The organism is Parabacteroides sp. Marseille-P3160, assembly GCF_900162725.1.
GTDB lineage: Bacteria > Bacteroidota > Bacteroidia > Bacteroidales > Tannerellaceae > Marseille-P3160.
The window spans coordinates 1,455,747-1,474,830 of record NZ_LT799418.1 but is presented as its reverse complement, the minus strand read 5'-3'; the positions used below and the strand labels follow the sequence as shown (position 1 = coordinate 1,474,830).

Annotated in this window: 14 protein-coding genes, 1 tRNA gene and 1 riboswitch; of the genes, 7 read left to right on the top strand and 8 right to left on the bottom strand. The window is 47.9% G+C overall.

Features of this window, described 5'->3' with window-relative positions; genetic code table 11:
- The 3 genes from meaB to BQ8014_RS05970 form a co-directional block, all read right to left on the bottom strand.
- The coding region (gene meaB, locus BQ8014_RS05980) for a methylmalonyl Co-A mutase-associated GTPase MeaB (protein ID WP_080905842.1) at nucleotides 1–911 on the bottom strand (911 nt) is incomplete at its 3' end.
- Nucleotides 912–913: 2 nt separating this feature from the next.
- Nucleotides 914–2,032 (bottom strand): DUF1573 domain-containing protein, encoded by a 1,119-nt coding sequence (locus BQ8014_RS05975; RefSeq protein WP_080903574.1) that lies wholly within the window; start codon nucleotides 2,030–2,032, stop codon nucleotides 914–916.
- A gap of 3 nt (nucleotides 2,033–2,035) precedes the next feature.
- Complete coding sequence (locus tag BQ8014_RS05970; RefSeq protein ID WP_080905841.1) at nucleotides 2,036–2,419, bottom strand: DUF1573 domain-containing protein; 384 nt, start codon at nucleotides 2,417–2,419, stop codon at nucleotides 2,036–2,038.
- A gap of 110 nt (nucleotides 2,420–2,529) precedes the next feature.
- Nucleotides 2,530–2,758, top strand: a riboswitch (cobalamin riboswitch).
- Between the two features lie 57 nt (nucleotides 2,759–2,815).
- On the opposite strand from BQ8014_RS05970, the gene BQ8014_RS05965 reads away from it, so the two are divergent.
- The 7 genes from BQ8014_RS05965 (at nucleotide 2,816) to BQ8014_RS05935 (ending at nucleotide 11,186) form a co-directional block, all read left to right on the top strand.
- On the top strand, nucleotides 2,816–4,816 hold the full coding sequence (locus tag BQ8014_RS05965) for a TonB-dependent receptor plug domain-containing protein (protein ID WP_080903573.1): 2,001 nt from the start codon (nucleotides 2,816–2,818) through the stop codon (nucleotides 4,814–4,816).
- Between the two features lie 19 nt (nucleotides 4,817–4,835).
- A complete protein-coding gene (locus tag BQ8014_RS05960) occupies nucleotides 4,836–5,915 on the top strand; it encodes a YncE family protein (protein WP_080903572.1) in 1,080 nt (359 codons plus the stop codon).
- Nucleotides 5,916–5,924: 9 nt separating this feature from the next.
- Nucleotides 5,925–7,064: an ABC transporter substrate-binding protein gene (locus BQ8014_RS05955; RefSeq protein ID WP_080903571.1), complete on the top strand. Its 1,140-nt coding sequence runs from the start codon at nucleotides 5,925–5,927 to the stop codon at nucleotides 7,062–7,064.
- Nucleotides 7,065–7,075: 11 nt separating this feature from the next.
- A complete protein-coding gene (locus BQ8014_RS05950) occupies nucleotides 7,076–8,113 on the top strand; it encodes an iron ABC transporter permease (RefSeq protein WP_080903570.1) in 1,038 nt (345 codons plus the stop codon).
- Nucleotides 8,114–8,168: 55 nt separating this feature from the next.
- Complete coding sequence (gene nhaA, locus BQ8014_RS05945; protein WP_080903569.1) at nucleotides 8,169–9,320, top strand: Na+/H+ antiporter NhaA; 1,152 nt, start codon at nucleotides 8,169–8,171, stop codon at nucleotides 9,318–9,320.
- A 108-nt stretch (nucleotides 9,321–9,428) separates the two neighbouring features.
- Nucleotides 9,429–9,516, top strand: a tRNA-Ser gene (locus BQ8014_RS05940).
- A 278-nt stretch (nucleotides 9,517–9,794) separates the two neighbouring features.
- Nucleotides 9,795–11,186, top strand: a complete 1,392-nt coding sequence (locus BQ8014_RS05935; RefSeq protein ID WP_080905840.1) for an alpha-L-fucosidase — start codon at nucleotides 9,795–9,797, stop codon at nucleotides 11,184–11,186.
- 273 nt (nucleotides 11,187–11,459) lie between these two features.
- Here the strand turns inward: BQ8014_RS05935 and BQ8014_RS05930 are convergent, their stop codons facing one another.
- The 5 genes from BQ8014_RS05930 to BQ8014_RS05910 form a co-directional block, all read right to left on the bottom strand.
- Nucleotides 11,460–12,725, bottom strand: coding sequence for a TolC family protein (locus BQ8014_RS05930; protein WP_080903568.1), 1,266 nt, complete (start codon nucleotides 12,723–12,725; stop codon nucleotides 11,460–11,462).
- On the bottom strand, nucleotides 12,715–15,819 hold the full coding sequence (locus tag BQ8014_RS05925; protein ID WP_080903567.1) for an efflux RND transporter permease subunit: 3,105 nt from the start codon (nucleotides 15,817–15,819) through the stop codon (nucleotides 12,715–12,717). The genes BQ8014_RS05930 and BQ8014_RS05925 overlap by 11 nt, the downstream gene beginning before the upstream one ends.
- Before the next feature lie 5 nt (nucleotides 15,820–15,824).
- The gene (locus BQ8014_RS05920; RefSeq protein ID WP_080903566.1) at nucleotides 15,825–16,934 is read right to left on the bottom strand and encodes an efflux RND transporter periplasmic adaptor subunit; all 1,110 of its coding nucleotides are present in this window, start codon (nucleotides 16,932–16,934) and stop codon (nucleotides 15,825–15,827) included.
- A 62-nt stretch (nucleotides 16,935–16,996) separates the two neighbouring features.
- Nucleotides 16,997–17,356, bottom strand: coding sequence for a hypothetical protein (locus BQ8014_RS19680; RefSeq protein ID WP_234997992.1), 360 nt, complete (start codon nucleotides 17,354–17,356; stop codon nucleotides 16,997–16,999).
- 193 nt (nucleotides 17,357–17,549) lie between these two features.
- Nucleotides 17,550–19,070 (bottom strand): flotillin family protein, encoded by a 1,521-nt coding sequence (locus tag BQ8014_RS05910; RefSeq protein WP_080903564.1) that lies wholly within the window; start codon nucleotides 19,068–19,070, stop codon nucleotides 17,550–17,552.
- Nucleotides 19,071–19,084 lie beyond the last annotated feature (14 nt).

The following is a 19,084-nucleotide window of genomic DNA, read 5'->3' as shown; positions in this document are numbered from 1 at the left end:
CGCCGTTTCTGTTCGAAATAGCCGTTGTCTTTCGTAAATTTAATATATTCCAGGATCATATTCCAGACTTCCTTGATCCCTATCTGGTAATAGCCTGAATAAGTCAGGACTTTCGGAATCCAGCCGGAAGCGGTAGGAGGGAAAAGATGCAAGGCGTTCCGGTAGTGGGATGCAGCCATTTTGGCTTTTTCGATATTGTCGCCGTCCGCCTTATTGATAATAACGCCATCCGCCATCTCCATGATTCCCCGCTTGATACCCTGTAATTCGTCACCCGTTCCGGCCAACTGGATCAACAAAAAGAAGTCGACCATTGAATGAACGGCGGTTTCGCTTTGCCCGACGCCTACGGTTTCGACAAAAACGGTATCAAAGCCGGCGGCTTCGCAAAGGATAATCGTCTCACGGGTTTTCCTCGCCACGCCACCTAAAGAACCGGCGGCTGGAGAAGGACGGATAAATGCATTTTTCTCACGGGAGAGGGCTTCCATACGGGTTTTATCACCTAAAATGCTCCCCTTCGTGCGTTCACTACTCGGATCGATCGCCAAGGTTGCCAACCGGTGCCCTTGTTTCAGGATGTACATTCCAAAGGCGTCGATGGAGGTACTTTTGCCGGCTCCCGGAACTCCGGTGATACCGACACGAACCGATTTCCCGGAAAAAGGCAGGCATTTTTCAATAATGTCCTGAGCTAAGTTCTGATGTTCTTCCCGTGTACTTTCAACCAAAGTAACCGCCTGACTGAGCATCGTGATATTTCCCTTCAGAATGGCCTCCACAAACTCTCCCGCCGAATAGGTTTTCTGCCGCGCCTTCGGCTTGAAATACGGATTAACGGTGGGAACATTTCCGATCCCCTTATTCACCCTCAATCCTTTATATTGGGCATCATTCTCCGGATATTCCATCTTTATTTTTCTTTTTCCGCCGTCACTTTAATTTGACGAACGGGACCGTTCGGGTCATTACATACAAGGGTAATCAAAGCATCCAATGAAGATTCTAACTTTTTCGGATTCAATTTCACTTTGAGTATGGCGGTTTTCCCTGCGTCTATCTTTTTGGGAAGTTTCCCGATCTCCAACAGTTCCTGTCGATCTGACGAAATGCTATGGATAAGGAGAGGGGATTGCCCCGAGTTAGATATTTCAACTATCCCGGTTGCATCGCTTCCGAACAGTCCGAACAGCCAACCCTTTTCGGATACTTTCCCGAGCTTAAGCATGGTACCCGAAAGTTGAATAGAAGGAGCTTTCGCCTTTTGTTCAGCCGTAAGCTTGCTGAAATCTTCCACAATATTGGCACTAATAGGGAAATCCTGTCTCTGAATTTCCTTCTTTCCTTGGAAAACAGACAGGACGGCGGGCACGGAAACATGTCCCAGCTTCTTCTGTCCCGGATGAATCGATATCAGAACCTCCCGGACGGCGCCCGGCCTCAACGTATCGAAATCAGCGGTAACATTCAGGTCGGAAGGCAACTTTTCCAACCGGACGGTAACCGCCTGCGTTCCTGAATTCTTCACCCAAAGGCGTTCCTTCCGCGTTTCATTCTGGGAAACAATGGAAAATGAGATATTGTTTCTGCTTAGTTCCAGCGGACCTACTTTCTGAATAAAAGTGACGACCGGCCGCTCCGGTTTAGCGACGACCTCACCGGATATAGATAAAGTAACTCTCCGGTCGGCTGCATTACTCATGATATTAATCGTCTTATAGAAAGGGCCCGGACGGCCTTTCGGATCGTAGGCCACCCATACTTCCCCCGTCTTGCCGGGAGCAATCGGGGCGGACGGCCATTCCGGTCTCGTACAACCACAAGAAGCCAATACTCCCTTGATTACCAAGTTCTCCGTCCCGATATTTTTGACGACAAAGACATGGCTGACAGGCCCGTCTTCCTCTTTGATCGTTCCGAAATCATAGTTCTTGTTATCAACGGCTATTTGCGCTGTATTCTGCCCTGATACGGCTGCCCCTTCCCAGAACAAACAAGCAACAATACCGAGTAATAGCTTCAGGTAATGCATTCTTTACTGTATCACATTCCCTTTAATGGTTAAGATATAGCTGCCGGTCTTTCCGTTACTGTAAACCGAAACCGGTTTTGTAAATGGACCGGGACGGCCATTCGGGTCGAAAGTAACCTTGATCTCTCCTCCTTTTGAAGGAGCGATCGGCTCTTTGCTCCAGGCCGGGGTCGTACAGCCGCAAGACGCTACGACACGGGTAATAACCAAAGGGACTTCCCCTTCGTTCTTTATTTTAAAAGTATAACTAACCGGGCCGGCCGATTCTTTTATATCACCAAAATCATGCGTTGTTTCGCTTGCTACGATAGCAGCGCTTTTTTGTTGGGCAGATGCTACACCTGCAGCCAACAGAATTGCCATAAATACAAATACCAAACGTTTCATAGTCTTTCCTTTTGTAACCATTATATGCTGCAAAGTTAAATTCTTTTTGATATATACAGGCTTTACCTCCTAAGAAAAGTAGCTAAAAGTAGATATTAATAGTAAAAATCATTACTTTTGTACTGTTTTGTTCCGTAGATCCCGTTCGTGATCCGGATGAAAAGGGAATCAGGTGAAAGTCCTGGACAGTCCCGCTGCTGTAAGCTCTTTTAAGGCTTTAGACAAACCCAGGCCACTGGAAAGAAAGGAAACAGGCACCAAAGCCGGTTTTCCGGATTCCGGGAAGGATGTGCTAAAGTAGAGTAAGTCAGAAGACCTGCAAAACAAACTAATTTCAAATGGCTTTCGAGGACGAGCCAGAAAAACTTATACGGATTGACACCTATCGCGTCTTTTATGAGACAAAAATGTGACTATCGGACTCTGCTGGCAGGGGTTCTGTTTTTATTTTGTGCATCTGCAGTTGCGCAACGGAAGGACTCTATCCGTACGCAATACTTAGCGCCCGTGGAGGTAAAAACGAAAGCCATGCCCTCCATCAGCCGGGCAACCGCTCCTTTACAGAGGATAACACACGAAGAAATCAATCAATTGGGTATCCAGTCGCTTCCGGATGCCGTCCGCCGTTTTGCAGGTGTATCCGTAAAAGACTACGGAGGTATCGGCGGACTGAAGACCGTATCCATACGCGGCTTCGGAGCGCAACATACCGCCGTAACCTATGACGGAGTGGCTGTTAGCGACGTACAATCCGGGCAGGTCGACATCGGCCGTTTCTCATTGGAGAACATATCGACCGTAAGCATTGCCATCGGGCAGTCGGACGACATCTTCCAGCCTGCACGCAGTTTCGCCTCGGTCGGCATCCTGTCCATCGAGACTCAGACGCCCACCTTTGAAGGCAAGAAGCAGGCAGGCACGGTACAGACCCGTACAGGTTCGTTCGGGCTATTCGCTCCTTTCCTCTCTTTCACACAACAACTAACCCCGGTGTTCACCTATTCGGCCAACGGGGAATGGCAACGGGCGGACGGAAATTATCCTTTCGACTTCAACAACGGTGCGGAGATCGAACGCCGCAAGCGCCTGAACTCCGACGTAGATATCCTGCGCGGAGAACTCAATCTCTACGGCTCTTTCGGGAAAGGCGGCGACTTGCGGGTCAAGGGAAATTATTTCCATTCCGACCGGGGACTTCCGGGAAGTGCCATCTCCTATAACATAGAGGCAGACGACCGGCTTAAAGACAAAGATCTATTTGTCCAGGCATCCTATAAGAATGAGTTGGGCAAATGCTTTTCCATCAAGGGAAATGCCAAGTTTACCCGCTCCTACTCCTTTTATAAAGATTATGGCAATTACATCGACGGCTATGTAGATAACATTTATACCCAACGCGAATATTACGCGTCGGCAACTCTTCTTTACAAGCCCATCCGCCACCTTCACTTTTCCCTGGGGCAAGACTTGTCATCCAATGATTTAAAGATAAACTATTCCGGACAGGATCCCGGAAGAACGACATCACTGTCGGCGCTCCGGATGAAATACGAAACAGACAGGCTGATCTTCATCACCGGATTGCTTGCGACCTTCGCCCATGAAAGCGTGAAGACGGGAGAAAAGCCGGACGATAAGAAAAAGCTATCCCCCGCCGTCAGCCTTTCCTGGCGTCCGATACCGGCAGCGAACTGGCATCTGAGAGGAAACTATAAAAACATATACCGGTTGCCGACATTCAATGACCTTTACTATTTCCGCATAGGAAATACGGAACTTCGCCCGGAGAATGCCCAACAATACAATATCGGGACGACCTGGATAGGAAAACTGTCCGATGCCATAGACTGGGTAGATGTATCAGCCGATGTTTATTATAATAAAGTCGAAGACAAGATAGCGGCCATTTCACCGACGCTCTTCATGTGGAAAATGATGAATGTCGGGTCCGTGGACATCAAAGGCGTAGACATCAACGTCGGGATGTCGGTACTTCTGGGGAAATGCCTTTCGCTCCGCGTCAACGGTTCCTATAGCTATCAATCGGCCATCGACCTGACAAATCCCGAAGCGAAAAACTACAAAGCGCAGATCCCTTACACTCCCAAACATTCGGGAAACGGGGCGGTGAGCTTGCTGACTCCCTGGATAAACTTGTCTTATAGCGTTGTGGCTTCCGGCGTAAGGTATTCTTTTCTTGAGAATATCCGGCGCAACCGGCTGGATCCTTATTGGGATCATACCGTTTCCGTCAACCGGACGTTTGCCTTTAGCGAATCATCAGCTTTGCGGCTGCAGGCCGATTTCCTGAATTTAGCGAATGAGAATTACGAGATTATACAATCCTACCCGATGCCCGGGCATTCTTTCCGGGTATCGGCCGCATGGACTTTTTAAAAACTTAAAAATGAGAATTATGAAAGCAAGATTTTTTTTATTGAAAACGGTATTATTTGCAGCATTTGCAACAGCGTTCATTTCCTGTTCAGACAATGATGAACCCGAAGTTCCCGTTGAAAAAGAATGGTGGCAAAAAGAAGGCGCTTATATTTTGAACCAGGGAAAATTCACCTCCAATAATGCAGAGCTTGGGTATTATATCAGTGAAGAAAAAAAGTACCAGGAAGTTTTCGAAACGGCAAATGAGGGCTTGAAATTGGGAGACACCGGACAGGACATGGTTATTTACGGCTCAAAAATTTATGTCGCAGTCTATAACTCGGGCATTATCCGTGTACTCGACCGGGCCGGGAAGCAGATCCAGACCATCGAATCGAAAAAGAACGGAACTTTGCAAAACCCCAGATATTTTACTACGTATCAAGGGAAAGTATATGTAACGTACTATGATGGCTATTTAGCCCAGATCGACACGACCTCCCTTCAGGTGGTAAAAGACGTGAAAGTAGGCAATAATCCGGAATATGTAACAATTACCAACGGCAAGCTATACGTTGCCAATTCGGGCGGGATGAACTACCCCAACTATGATAAAACCGTCTCGGTAGTCGATCCGGCCACTATGTCAAAAACGAAAGACATAGAAGTTGCGCCTGACCCAGTGCAATTACTTTCTGACAAAGAAGGAGATGTTTATTTAATATCATGGACCTACCCTAATTATACTCTGCAACGAATCGACGGAGCGACAGATCAGGTAACCACTATTACGACAGCCCATTTTATGGCGATCAATCCGGCAGGAGATAAAATTTATGGAGTCGTATCTCCCTACTCGGCAAATCCCATTACCGCCGAATTTTTCACCTATGACGCCGTAGAGGAAAAATTGTCGCAAACCAGCTTCGTTACAGACGGCACGATTGTAAAATCCTTCTGCTCGCTGAATGTCGATCCTTCCAACGGGGATATTTATATCGGTACATCTAATTCTGTGGAAAGCGGCGACATGTATGTATTTACCTCGGCAGGAGTATTGAAAGACAAGTTCCAAGTCGGCCTCAATGTTGCAGGAGCCTTCTTTCCTAAAAATTAAGCCGCTTTCATGAAAAAGAGGCTTGTTCTTTCCCAATTGCTCCTTCTTCCTCTCCTCTTCTGCCTGTTTGCGTGCGGAGGAGGAAAGAAGGAGACTTCCGCCACAAACGGGGCGATGGGTTATACCGTCGAATATGCCCGGGGATTCCAGGTAAACAGGCAGCCGGACTACACGGTGGTCACGGTGCGTGATCCGTGGGATACCATCCGCGTGCTGCAGCAGTATGTCTTGGTTGAAAAGTCCGCCTCCCTACCCGCCTCCCTTCCCTCCGGTAAACTGATCCGCACACCTCTGACTAACGTAGTAGCTTATTCCACCATCCACTGTGCCACGTTACAGGAACTGCAATCGATCGGAATTATCAAAGGAGTTTGTGAATCCAAATACATCGACATCCCGTACATTAAACAGGCGGTCGCCGAAGGGCGGATTCCCGACCTGGGAATGGCAGGCAACCCCGATATAGAAAGGGTGATAATGCTTTCACCGGATGCCATATTCGCAACTCCGATCCAGGGAATGCCCTACGGAAACGTCGAGAAGACAGGAATCCCGATGATCGAAACGCCCGATTATATGGAGTCATCTCCGTTGGGACGCGCCGAATGGATCCGTTTCTACTCGCTTTTTATCGGCAAAGAAGCGTTGGCAGACTCGCTTTTCCATGAAACAGTTGGCCGCTACCGGGCCATATGCGAAAAAACCAAACAGGTAGACCGGAGTCCGAGCGTTTTTATGGACCTGAAATATGGAAATGTTTGGTATATTGCAGGCGGAAAAAGTTTTTTAGCGAATATGGTCAAAGATGCAGGAGCAAATTACATCTGGGCGGATGATTCTTCTACCGGAGCCTTGCCGCTGGCATTCGAAACAGTACTCGATAAGGCGGGAGAGGCGGAAATATGGCTGGTCAAGTATAATAATATGGAAGACCTCACCTATCTCCGCTTAGCAAACGAATACAAGCCTTACAGTTATTTCACCGCATTTAAAAACCGGAGTATCTATGAATGCAATACGGGAAAAAGCACCTATTACGAAGACCTGCCGATCCATCCGGATTATATCTTGCAAGATATGGCTTTCGTTTTCCATCCCGAATTATTTCCCGGATATGAACCGAAGTATTATCAAAAAATGAAGGAATAAGGGAACGATTGATGAAAGTATCCTCCGGAATCACATATTCATTTTTACTGCTGCTGGCAATCGCTTTGCTTTTCTTTGCCAACCTGCTGTTCGGTTCCGTGCGGATTCCTGCTCCAAGCGTTTGGAATATTATGCTCGGGCATTCGGCGGAAAGGGAAGCTTGGCAACAGATCGTACTGGAATCGCGACTTCCCCAGGCCGTCACCGCGCTCTTCACCGGCGGAGCGCTGGCCGTCTCGGGGTTAATGCTTCAAACTTTCTTTCGGAATCCATTGGCCGATCCCGGAATTCTGGGTATCAGCTCGGGCGCCAGCTTAGGCGTGGCGGTTGTCATGCTCACCATCGGGAGCGCATTCAGCGGTTTTTCCTCCTTCTTCCTGCCCCATTCCCTTATAATCGTACTGGGGGCTTTCCTCGGCTCTTTGCTTGTCTTGGGGATTATCATCGCTTTCTCGTCGATCGTACGCAATAATATCCTCCTTCTGATCATCGGTATTATGGTAGGCTACCTCTCCTCCTCTCTCATTACGTTGATGAAATTCTGGAGTACCAGTGAAAGTGTTTTCGTCTATACCATCTGGGGTATGGGTGACTTCTCTGGCGTTTCATCCGCGCAACTCCCTTTTTATATCATTGCGGTATCCGCAGGGCTGATCTTTTCCCTGTTGCTCATTAAGCCGCTGAATGCTCTGTTGCTGGGAGAAAACTATGCCATCAATTTGGGAATCAAGGTGCGGGCCGTACGTCTGATGATCCTGTTCTGCACCGGATTGCTGACCGCGGTCACGACCGCCTTTTGCGGCCCGATTTCCTTTCTCGGTTTAGCCGTCCCCCATATGGCACGTCTTATATTGAAAACCTCCAACCATAAATCACTTCTGCCGGTCACCATCCTTTCCGGATCGGTCATGGCCCTGTTATGCAACCTCATCAGCCACCTTCCGGGCAGCGCCGGCATCATTCCGCTGAACGCAATTACCCCATTGTTCGGTACGCCCGTCATCCTTTATGTCATCCTAAAACAGCGAAAAAGCAAAGGAACTTATTGATTTTACCTTCCACTTTTTCCAAAGTTCGTATCTTTAAGGCAAACTCGAGTAAAAAATGAACCTAATAAAAACAACCTGGAAACGATTCATCTCCAGTGAAAAATCAGGTGGATTGATATTAATTGCCTGCACACTGATATCTTTATTAATTGCAAATTCGAGTGTTGGCGAGGTCTATCTCTCCTACTGGGATTATCCGCTCGGCGGGCATAGCCTGGCACTCTGGATTAACGACGGATTGATGGCGCTCTTTTTTCTTCTGGTCGGACTCGAGTTGGTCCAGGACCTCAGTGAAGGCGAACTGTCGAACCGCAAGACTGCATACTTACCGATGATAGCAGCCATCGGGGGCATGCTGGTTCCTGCTGCAATCTATCTCTTATTCAACGCCGGTACCGCCACCCATTCGGGGTTCGGAATCCCGATGGCTACGGATATAGCTTTTGCGTTAGGGATCTTATCTCTTTTAGGTAGCCGCGTTCCGCTCGCCCTGAAAGTTTTCCTAACGGCCTTGGCGGTTATTGACGATTTAGGAGCCATTCTGGTCATCGCCCTTTTCTACTCCACCTCACTTTCCTGGGTATACTTGGGAGCCTCGCTTGCAGTATTCGCCCTGTTACTGATTCTCAACAAATATTTCAAGGTAAAGAGCCTATTCCCTTATCTGATCGGAGGAGTACTGATGTGGTACTGGATGTTGCATTCAGGAGTACATGCCACGATCGCCGGCGTGCTGCTGGCCATAGCAATCCCTTTTGAAAAAAGAAATCCGGATTGCCTATCCATACGCATACGCAACTACCTGCACTACCCGGTTGCTTTTCTCGTCCTACCTTTATTTGCTTTAGCCAATACGGCCATACAGGTTGAAGGCAACTGGGACGCCGCTCTGGGAGAACCCTTCGCCATCGGTATTCTGGCCGGATTAATTATCGGAAAACCGATCGGCATCACGCTTTTCTCCTACCTATCGGTCAAAGCCAAACTCTGCCATCTCCCTTCCGGAGTAAAATGGAAAGAGTTGGCAGGTGCAGGCATGCTCGGCGGCATCGGATTTACAATGTCGATATTCATTACGCTATTGGCATTCAAGGGAAATAGCCATTTTATCAATGATTCTAAATTATTTATCCTTTTAGCCTCCCTATGCTCCGCGATCCTGGGTTTCGCCTGGTTAAACAATGTATTAAAAAAGAAGAAAGGTTAAACGGATCCTTATTGACTTGCGCACAAAACGCAAGAGAAAAACGCAATTTTCATGCGGATTATAGTGAAATATTCAATCCTATTGACTAAATTCGCACCCCGTAAGCAAGGAGAGATGCTCGAGTGGTTGAAGAGGCACGCCTGGAAAGCGTGTAAACCCCTAAAGGGTTTCGCGGGTTCGAATCCCGCTTTCTCCGCTGGAAATAAGGCAGTTACCAAAACAGGTAGCTGCCTTATTTATTTATGCAGATAAACAAAACATCGGTTATGATAGGTTTTAAACGGGTTTTATCTTAAGTTTGATTGCAAATTTATGGACGAGGTAAGACTATATTTAGACACACAAAGAGAGAAAAAAGGCGGTTCGTTTTTGTTACCAGATAAATTGTAGCTATTTTTATTCCCAAAATCTCACATAATAGAATCAATTAAATTATTGTAGCCAAACTATTTCTAACTAATTAAACAAAACATGATGAAAAAGACTATTTTTTTCTTACTCGGCCTGTCCTTCTTCCTATCAATACAGGAAAAGGTTTCAGCACAAAACGACACGCCACTCTGGGCGAAAGAAACGCCGGAACAAAAAACAAAACGCATGCAATGGTGGACACATGATCGGTTCGGGATGTTCATTCATTGGGGAATTTACGCTTTGCCTGCCCGTCACGAATGGGTGAAAAACAGAGAACGGATTAGTGACGAGGCATACCAAACCTATTTCGACCATTTTAACCCCGATCTGTATAATCCCGAAGAATGGGCGGCCAAAGCCAAAGCTGCAGGAGTAAAATACGTGGTGATCACAACCAAACATCATGACGGATTCTGCCTTTGGGATAGTAAATATACGGACTTCAAGGTAACAAACACGCCTTATAAGAAAGATTTAATCCGGCCTTTCGTGGAGGCGTTTCGCAACGCGGGCATCCAGATCGGATTTTACTACTCGTTGATCGACTGGCACCATCCTGATTTCCCCTACGACCGCATGCACCCTAATGCTCCCCAGACTAAGGAAGAGAGGGTTAAGGCCAATGAGAAAAGGAATCTGAAAAAGTATCAACAGTATATGAAGGATCAATTAACAGAACTTCTGACCCAATACGGACAAATCGACGAACTATTTCTCGACTTTTCATACCCCGGGGAAGAGGGCAAGGGACATGAAGACTGGGATGCTGAAGGATTGTTGAAAGTGATCCGCAAACTTCAACCTCAGATTTTAGTAGACAACCGCCTGGATTTGGACGACACGACGTGGGGATGGGATTTTGTGACTCCCGAACAGTTTATGCCGCAGGAATGGCCGACTGTAAACGGTGTTCGCGTCCCTTGGGAGACCTGCCAAACCTTCTCCGGCTCGTGGGGATACTACCGGGACGAATATACGTGGAAAAGCCCGCATCAATTGGTAGTCATGCTGATCGAAACAGTCAGTAAAGGGGGAAACCTGTTGCTGAACGTAGGTCCGACGGCACGTGGTGTTTTCGACGACCGGGCGGACGAACGGCTGAGCGCCATCGGCCGGTGGATGAAGTTCCACAGTCGTTCTATTTACGGTTGTACGCAAGCGCCGGATGATTTTAAAGTTCCGCAAAACTGCTTCCTTACCTACAACCCGGAAACGAAGCGGCTATACATCCACGTATTGGAATGGCCGTTCAAATCATTGAATCTCCCCGGTTACAAAGGAAGGATCAAGTATGCCCAACTGCTGAATGACGATTCGGAAATCCAGTTCCGCACGCAAGCAGTGAAAGGTTCCCATACGACAGAAAGTACGGGTGAAGACGATGTCATCCTGTCCCTTCCGGTAGAACGCCCGGACGTGGAAGTTCCGGTAATCGAACTGATATTAAATTAGTCTCCTTACTTTCCCGAAGGAAGTATCCGGATAAGAAAAGGGGCTGTAACTTGTCCCAAAAGCCGTAACTTATACGGAAAAAATCCAGTGCACTGAATTTTATAAATGAGTGCACTGGATTTTATAAATGAGTATACTGGATTTCATAAATGAATATACTGGATTTTCTGGGCGGCTCAGTGCTTTTTAGGCAACCTCATCTTTTTTTCCGACTTTACTATGGCATCACCCAATACAGACTGCAGGATAAAAACTTCCCGCCACCGAATCGATTTAGAATTCCAGGTCCCAGAGACCGGCGCTACGCTCCAGTTCCACCAGTGCGGCATTGCTTTGATAGAGAGTCTCTATGTATTGGGTTTGTACGTCGTCAAACGTACGCTGGGCATCCAGCACTTCCAATAAAGAAACCTCCCCCCTGTCGTAGCTGTATGTTTTCCCTTCAATGACTTCGCGGGCCGCTTGCAAAAGCCCTTTCTCATAATGTTGCACTTGCTCGGAATAAGATTCATAGTTACGAAAGGCCTGCATGACTTCGGTTTCTACCTGGAGCAAGGCCTGCTGATACTGCGCTTCAGCCTGCTGTTCACGGAAGCGGGCTGCATGAACCGCTCCTTTATTGAAATTAGAAAATTTCAAAGGAATAGCAATCCCCGCCGTAATTCCCGTAAACGGAGGAGCCGGCGCTTCCTCGTTATGCACGCGGGCATTCCGGCTAACCGCAAGCGACAGGTCGATATCCGTATTGCGTTCACGGCGCGTGACGGTTAAGGCGCGGCTTGCTACCTCTTTGTTTTTCAGGGCGGCTACTATATCGCTTCGGTTTTCACCGGCCGAACGGAGCAAATTCTGCAGAATAAATTCACGGGATTTGCTTTCCAGCCGGGCATCCGGCTGAAAAACGGAGTCCTTGCCTTGCGTTCCGGTATAAAGATTCAATCGGCCAAAGGCATTGAGTAATTCTACTTGGGCCTGTTTCAATTCATTGCGGATCATATCCGCCTCGACACGGCTCTGAATCGCATCCACCTCTTTTATCTTTCCCAAAGCATGCCGCAGGCTGTCACTCTCGGCCAAGCGGCGTACCGCTCCATAAGAGTTGGCTTTCACCTTATAAACTTCGTTCTGCTTTATCGCCTCCAGATAAGCCAAAGTTGCGTCTGCCTGCAGATTGCGCAAATAATCTTCAAGCAGTGCTTCGGCCAGTTGCTTCTCACTCTTGGCCAAGGCAATGCCGGCTCCGCGTTTACCCAACGTAAAAGTCTTGCTCAGTTCGACTTCGACGCCCTCTCCCATTTTAAGCGAGGAATTCTCATTATTAAAATAAGAAACCGAAAGATTCGGATCGTTAAAGACCTTGGACGCTACCAGTTCGGCATCCGAAACGGAGACCTTCAAGCGCTCGGCCGCATATTCAAAATTGCCGGCAATCACCTTCTCCATATACTGCCGGTATGACAAAGGGAGCAAAGGCTGCCCTGCCATAACCGGGAAAAAGATCCCTGTCAATAACAGGAAAACGATTATTCTATTTTTCATCTTGTAACGTTGTTTGACTCTCCTTATCCAATGCGCGTTTTTCGATCAGATAATAGAAAGACGGCAATACATAAAGTGTAATGACGGTAGAAAACAAAAGTCCGTAAACAATGACCGTTGCCAGAGGCCGCTGGACATCCGAGCCGATGCCGGTACTGACCGAAGCCGGCAACAAGCCCAAAATGGCAACGGTAGCTGTCATCAGAATCGGGCGGAAACGGTGACGGGTTCCATCGACAACCGCAGTCATCAAGTCTTCCCCGTGAAGCCGGAGGTAATTGATATGGGTTATCATGATCACTCCATTCTGGATGGCCACTCCTATCAACGCAATAAATCCGACAGCCGAAGAAACATTGAGTGTCATTCCGCGCAAATTCAACGCCAGCATACCGCCGAATATCGCTAACGGCACCACGCACATCATCAGAGCCGCCTGACGGAATTTCCCGCAAGCCCAGAACAAAAGCATCAACATAATTCCCAAGGCCATTGGCACCACCGCACCCAATCGTTGATAGGCCCGGCGTTGGTTTTCAAACTGCCCCGCCCATTTCAGGTGAACTTGCTCCGGATTATATTTAACCTCTTTTGATATCAACCGATTGGCCTGTTCCAGGAAAGCGGTCAAGTCCACACCCCGCAGGTTGACACGGACCGTCAGATGGCGCTGGTTCATTTCCCGCGTAATGGTACTGGCGCCGGCAGTCATCTTTATCTGAGCCACTTGTGAAAGGGGAATCTTCTTCCCGTCAGTGGTGGTAAGCAGCAGGTTTCCTATCTTCTCGGGAGTGTCACGACTCTCTTCGATGAAGCGACAAGTCACGTCATAACTCTTGCTTCCGACGAATATCCGGGAGATCGCACTTCCTCCGATAGCCATTTCGACCAGGTCGGTAACATCCGAAACATTGAGCCCGTACCGGGCAATCCGCTCCCGGTCGGCAATAATTTGCAATTGGGGCATCGGAGGTTCCTGATCGATTGTGACATCCGCCGCTCCCGGAATCTCTTTCAACAAGCGGACAATCTGTTCGGCCATATGGCGGGTTTCCACGACATCGTCATTATAGATCTTGAGCGCCAGGTCACTATGAGCACCGGCAATCTGATCCATTACCATATCGATGATCGGTTGGGAAAATCCGACAGTATAACCAGGCAGGGTAGATAATTTCTGCGACATTTCGTCTATCAGATCCGCCTTTGTCTTTCCCCGTTTCCACGTGTTATAGGGTTTCAAACCGACTGCACATTCCACATGGGAAAGAGAAAAAGCCTCCGCCCCCTCATCATCGCGCCCTACCTGGGTCATGACATACGAAACTTCCTCGAAACCGGAAATGACTTTACGCAATTCTGCTCCCATCTCTTTTGACTTCTCGATCGAAATGCCCGGAGGCAGTTGAACCTGTATCCAGATGGAACCTTCATCCAGAGGAGGCAGAAAGTCCTTTCCAACCGTATAGCTCAACGCTCCGGCGGCCAGTAGGATCACGAGAAGAGGTACGATCACCTGCTTGGGGCGTTTCAATATGTGAACCGTCTGCCGGTGATAACCGTCGGAAAGTTTTTCCAACCATTTATTATGATAGATTTTCCCCGGTTTCCGGTAAGCATAGAAGGCCAGTCCCGGGATCAGCAGCAAGGCGACACACAACGCTCCGACCAACGCATAGCCGATCGTATAAGCCATCGGCGTAAACAATTTCTTTTCAATATGTTCGAAAGCGAATAACGGCAAATAGGCCGTGATAATGATCAATGTGGAAAAGAAGATCGGGCGGGCTACTTCCCTGGCCCGGCCCAAGACGCTTTCCTCATCCAATACCTCCTCCGGATTCCGTTCGCGCTTCTTCAGTATAGTCTCCATCATGACAATCGATCCGTCGACCAATATACCGAAATCGATAGCTCCCAAAGAAAGCAAGTTGGCCGGGATATTGGTCAGATGCATCAGGATAAAAGCGATTAACAGGGAAAGCGGGATCGTGATGGCTACCAACAGGGCGCCCCGCCAATTCCCCAGGAAGAGAATCAATACCAGAACGACCAGTACCATTCCTTCGAACAAGGTATGCGATACCGTATTCAATGTCGTATTTACCAGATCGGTACGATCCATGAAAACATGCAGCTTCGTGCCCTTGGGCAAGATATCGCTATTCAGTTCCTCTACAGCGGCATGAACCCCTTCGAGCACCCGGGAAGGGTTTTGCCCGCGGAGCATCTGCACGATACCTTCCACACCGTCGGAATAGTTCCGTTCTTTGTCCTTGAATCCGAGCACGCCTTTTCGCTCCAATGTTCCGTATTTCAATGTACCCAGATCGCTAAGATAAACCGGCATTCCCTTCTCCGTTTTAATGACAATCCGCCCCAAGTCTTCCAGATCCCTTACCAATCCGATTCCACGAATCACATAGCTCAGGTCGCCATGACTCAGCATACTTCCGCCGGCATTGACATTATTCTTTTCGATTTTTCCGGTAATATCATCGAGCGTAACATCGTATTGCTCCATTTTCCGGGGATCGATCTCTATCTGATACTGAGTGGTGATTCCTCCATAATTACTGACGTCGGCCACACCCGTCACCTGTTTGAGCCGTGGAATCACGACCCATTTATGCAAGTCCGTCAACTCCCTCAAATTCTGATGGTCGCTTTCCAGAATATAACGGAAGATCTCACCCGTCGGAGAAGTCAGTGGATTTAATCCGGGAACAGCGTCATAGGGCAGTTCCACGTCCGTCAGCCGTTCTTGTACCCGTTGCCTCGCCCAATAATCATCAATTCCATCATCAAAAACAAGGATAATCGTGGATAATCCGAACGTATTTTTACTACGCATCACACTTAATCCCGGCAAGCCGTTCATTGCCCGTTCAATAGGAATACTGATCTGCTGCTCGATCTCTTCGGCAGCCAATCCGGGAACTTGTGTAACGACCTGTACGGTCGTATCCGCAATGTCGGGATAGGCGTCAATCGCCAGTTGCTTCCAGCAATAATAACCGACCAGAGCCAAAAACACAAAAAGGACGAACATCAAACCCCGTCGATGTAACGCCAGATAAATAATCTTCTTCATCGCGATTACTGTGCATCAAGTAAATAAAAGGCCCCGGTTGTCACTAATTCCTCTCCGGGAACCAGTCCCGAAAGAATGACCGTTTTCCCCTCTTTCGTCTCCCCGGCTGACACCGGTTGTTTCCGGAAAGAGTTCTTTCCGAGCGACACCCATACATAACTTCCCGCTTCCTCTTGCAGGAGAGCTGACGCGGGCACCCGGATAACTTCCGTTTCATGGTCGCTCAGCCGCACGGTTCCATACATCGACGGTTTCATTAACCGTTCCCGGTTATCACATTCGATCAGCAATTCCACCGAGCGTGTTTCTTCATCCAAAAGCTCGCTGATATGGTAAATCTTACCCTTTATCGGCCGGTCGGGCAAAGCGACCAGCCGGATCTCCACCTCTTCCGAAGACCGGAGAAGATGTAAATCCTTTTCCTTAATATTCGCCACGAACCAGACTTTATTCAGATTCGCCACGACAGCCACGGGTTCCGCGTCTTCCTTAAAATATTGTCCGATGACAATTCGGTCCAGGACAATCTCCCCGCTGATCGGAGAGCGGACAACCAACGGTTGTCCCACTATCAGTTTCTGCGGATCGATCTGGTAAACTTTCAGCGAGGCTATCCAGTTCTCCAATTCCTTTTTCTTTAATTCATAGTCTGCCTCCGCCTCTTCCAACTCTTTTTGGACGCCGACTTTATTTTTAAACAAATCCCGTTCCCTGTTCAGGTTCTTAAGGGCCAGCTCCAACTCCTGCTTTGCCTGGTAGTATGATTTACCCGTTTCAAAGAAGGAAGGAGAACTGATTTCAAAGAGGGGACTTCCTTCCGACACTTTTTGCCCCAAGCGAATGAATGTCCGGGTGATCCGTCCCGCAAAAGGAGGTGCTATTTCGGCGTAACCGGTCGGAATCGCCCGTACGACACCGGATGTGGAAAACTCCATCCGATATGGTTCGGTGCTGATTTTCTCTGTTTTCAATTTCCCCAATACCGGAGATTTCTCCCCGATTTGCAAGGTATCTCCCCGCAAAGTCATTGCAGACGAACCTCCGTCCTCCTCTTTCGGAGAATGGCAAGCACATGCAAACAGCAAGGGAAACATGAGTAATAACTTATGTTTCATATCTAATAAGTATCTTTTTATGAAAATAATAATTGGTTGCCGCCCTTACGGCAATAAAAATCTCAACAATTATATAGATATGAAACCGGAGGAGCTCTCAGATGAGGTCCCGATAGAATTGTTCTTTTCGTCGTCCGAACGGGTGCCGTAAAAACGCAAAACAAAAGGACGGAAAACAAAGAGAGCATAGAAGCCGGCATCCAGTCCAGCAGGATGGAGTTCAATGCTCCAATGAGTTCAAAAGCGGCCTGGCTATGCGTATGATGCGGCAATCCGTCCGCTCCGGGTAAGAAAGGGTGTGAATGAGTAATACTGTAATGCGGAAAGAAGTGAGTATGGGTAAAAGCCGTTATCCCCACATAGTAACTTACAAAAATTACCAGCAGAAACGAGCCGAATATCGATTTATACCTAATCTTCATCTCCTTACCTATCAGCCGCAAAAGTAATTCATTTATTTTAGAAAAGAAGAATTTCCGCTGATAAGAAAAGATTAAGACTCTTTTTCCCTGAGTTCGCTACAAGGATGCCTAATCCCAACAAAAATTATCAAAAAACCCGCCAATTCATTTGTACCTTCCCATAGATGTATGTGACTTTAGTTTTTATAGAGGTTTACTTATCAGGGACGGGAGCTTCATTCGAACCGGCTTCTTTCGTATCGACTCCTTTAAGATAAGAAGGCAGGTTCATGCCAGCCAGGTTGAAAAGATCGTTCAGTGGTGGTACGCTTTTCATCAATCCCGAAACAAAATTAGCGGTTGAAGTTTTTCCTTCCCCGTCCTTACCAGAGGCATTATCCCAAACCGTCACCTTGTCGATCTTAATATTTTTAATCGCTTCGACCTGTGTTTTAACCAATTCCGGCAACTTTTCGATCAACAGTAATTGGTAAGCATCCGTAGCATTGCCGCCTGCAGCTTTCACCATCTCCCGATAACCTTCCGCTTGCTTTGTCAGGATTTCATATAAACCGCGCGCTTCCGCATCCATCTTTGCAAAGATCGCATCCGCTTCTCCTTTTGCCTGTATTCTCACTTTCTCGGCTTCTCCCTGCGCGTCAATGATCATCTTCTGCTTTTCTATTTCAGCCGGGACGACTACATTCGCAATCTGTGTAGAGCGTTCCCTTTCCGAACGGGCTAATTCCGCTTTTTGCTCCGCTTGGTAGGCTTCCTCCAGGGCTTTCGCCTGTTGTACCTTTTCTGCCGAAATAGCAAGCCGCATCGCTTCCGCCTCGCGCTCGCGACGGGTTGCATCCGAATTGGCAATGGTTATTTTCGCTCCATTTTCCCCCTGAATGGCAATTGCGTTCGCCTCGGAAGTCTTCACACGCGTATCCCTGGCTGCTTCAGCCTTTCCGATAAGTTCATCCCTTTCGGCTTGCGCAATACTGACCTCCCGGTCTTTTTGCGTATTCGCAATTTTCACATCCCGATCCCGGTTCGTCTCGGCAATCTGTACATCCCGTTCCCGGTCGGCTCCCGCTTTTCCTGTTTCACCGATTTTCTCCTGTTCGGCGACGCTCACTTTCGCTTCATTAATCGCCTTTGCAGCCGCTTCTTTTCCCAAAGCATCAATATATCCGGACTCATCGTTGATGTCCGTTACATTCACATTGATTAATTTCAAACCAATCTTCCGAAGCTCAGCATCGACATTGATGGAGATATTATCCAAAAACTTATCGCGATCGGAATTGATTTCTTCGATTGTCATGGTGGCGATTACCAAACGCAGTTGCCCGAACAGTATATCCTGCGACAATTCCTGAATCTGAACCGGTGAAAGCCCTAACAAACGTTCGGCTGCCGTGCTCATTGTTTCCGGATCGGTCGAAATCGCAATTGTAAACCGGCATGGCACATCTACCCGGATGTTTTGACGGCTCAAAGCGCTTTTCAAATTCGCCTCGATCGAAATCGGCTTTAAGTCCAGAAAGGCATAATCCTGGATGACCGGCCAGATGAAACTACCTCCCCCATGTACGCACCGGGCGGAAGATCCCCCCGTCTTACCATAGATGACCAATATTTTATCTGATGGACAACGCTTGTAGCGAGAGGCAAGAAACAACATGAGTACGACCAGCACGATAGCCAGCACTCCGATAAGAAGAACAATTCCTGATTCCATAATTAATTTATTTG